The sequence below is a fragment of the Savagea faecisuis genome (genome assembly GCF_042675605.1).
GTDB classification, from domain to species: Bacteria; Bacillota; Bacilli; order Bacillales_A; family Planococcaceae; genus Savagea; species Savagea faecisuis.
In genome coordinates this window covers 1-1967 of sequence record NZ_JBHTJF010000039.1, presented here as the reverse complement: position 1 = coordinate 1967, position 1967 = coordinate 1, and the positions used below count along the sequence as shown (strand labels likewise).

The following is a 1967-nucleotide window of genomic DNA, read 5'->3' as shown; positions in this document are numbered from 1 at the left end:
TTAACTATACGTGGTTTCACGATGGCTTTCTATTTATTTAGCTGTTGCATTTCATTTTACAATGAAGCTTTTATAAATTGATTCAATGTAGACGAAGTATTTTTTAGGGGGAGATGGTATGTATATTGCTCGAATGAATCACAAAACAGGACAGACACAATCTTTAGAAGAACATTTGCAATATGTTGGTACTCAAGCGAAGCGGTATGCTGCTTTTTTTGATACGACATCATTTACAGAAATCGCTGCTCGATTACACGATATCGGTAAAATGAGCGACGCTTTTCAACAGTACATTCAAAACCCGAACGGAAAAAGAGGGTCTGTCCAACATGCCTTGCCAGGTGCGTCTCTCGTTTTTCAAACTCGTAACCAACAATCAAGGCAATACTTAATGACGATGCTACTTGCCAATGTGATTGCAGGGCATCATCGAGGGTTGTACAACCAAACAGTGACATTTCTTCAATTACTAAATGCCAATGTCGATGCATTGCATAATATAGCGAAAGAGGAAGTACAACACATTATTCAAACGTTCGATCAAACAATTCCGTCATGGATGCTAGAGATGATGGAAAGGTGGGAAAAAGATTATTTAATGCTTTTGATGGAAAGTAATTTTGAAAGTATGAATGTGTCTCCGTCAGAAAAAGTATATTTAGAAACATTTACACGAATGGCGCTTAGTGCAGTAGTAGATGCTGACTGGTCCGACGCTGCTCGTTTTCAAAAGAATGAATTACAAGAAGAAAACGAAAGCATCCCACCGTCATTCAAAGATTTTCAAGTGCGTTATCATACGCACCTTTCTTCCTTACGCACACCAACAGAACGCTCGGAAATGTTAAGTCGTTTACAACAACAGTGTGAAGAGAAAGGGAAAGAACGTAATCCGTCTGTTGAGTTAGTGTTGCCTACCGGGGAACGTGTCATAATAGTGATGGGTGCAGTTTGTGTTATGAAACCAAGGGTTTCAGGAACTTTATACAAATATATTTCGTGCATTGCTTAGAGTAATTAGAATCTAATTGTTGTAAGCAGTGTATGAGAAGTAAGGATTTTGGTATTTTAATAATTTACAATTATTTAGTATAATTATATTTAAGATGGTAATCAGTTGCGTATATGTAGATAAATATGAAGCAAAGAGAATTTATATTTTAGGAGATGAAACATAGTGAAAAAGTTTAAGATTATATTTAATATGATTAGTTTATTATTAATATTATTAGTTTTAGCATCTTGCCAAAATAAGATGATTCAAGAGCCAACAATCAAAGTCTCATATGGTTCCAATGAATTAAAGGTGATTCATTATTTGGATAGAAATAATAAAGAGAAAGAAGATATTGAAGGAGGGATAAAAGATGTGATGGTTGGTAAAAGATTTATTGATTTGCCAATGATTGATTTTGGAGGAAAAATTGAAATTGAAGCCCTGAATTTTGAAACTACTGAGTTTGAAGTTTATGATTACATAGTAGATGAAAGAGGAAATATTGTTTCAGATTATAGTGTAGAACCTTTTGCGATAACTTTAGTTGATAACGGAAATGCAGAAGTTGTGTTTGAAAAAAATGAGGATCTAGAAATATATAATGATTATCGGGTTGAAGGAAAATTTATACATTGCTTATTAATCAGGAGTAAAATAGATAAGTCTTCTTTTGCATTTGGAACACTTGTATTAAGTGTTGATGCCGAGTAATAAATTTAAATATTTAACTCTATGTCTAATGCACATAATTCAGCATCTCATGTCGTAGTGGTAGTATTATATTCAACAAAAATGAGGTGAAGTTTTATGACTATAAAATCAAAGAATAATATAAAAGTTATTATGAAGTTTATACTATTAATAGTTCTGATTTTATCAATACCAAATGCAGTTCAAGTGGTACTGTCAATATTTTTGTGTAAATGACGATTCACCCATTCAAGGTAGTTCATCACGTGTGTATTCA

At 33.1% G+C, this 1967-nt stretch carries 2 protein-coding genes; both read left to right on the top strand.

The annotated features are described in order from the left end of the window. Window positions 1-118 precede the first annotated feature (118 nt). Window positions 119-1015, top strand: coding sequence for a CRISPR-associated endonuclease Cas3'' (locus ACFQ0V_RS11820; RefSeq protein ID WP_381013818.1), 897 nt, complete (start codon window positions 119-121; stop codon window positions 1013-1015). 165 nt (window positions 1016-1180) lie between these two features. Further along, complete coding sequence (locus ACFQ0V_RS11815; RefSeq protein WP_381013815.1) at window positions 1181-1711, top strand: hypothetical protein; 531 nt, start codon at window positions 1181-1183, stop codon at window positions 1709-1711. The last annotated feature ends 256 nt before the right edge of the window (window positions 1712-1967 follow it).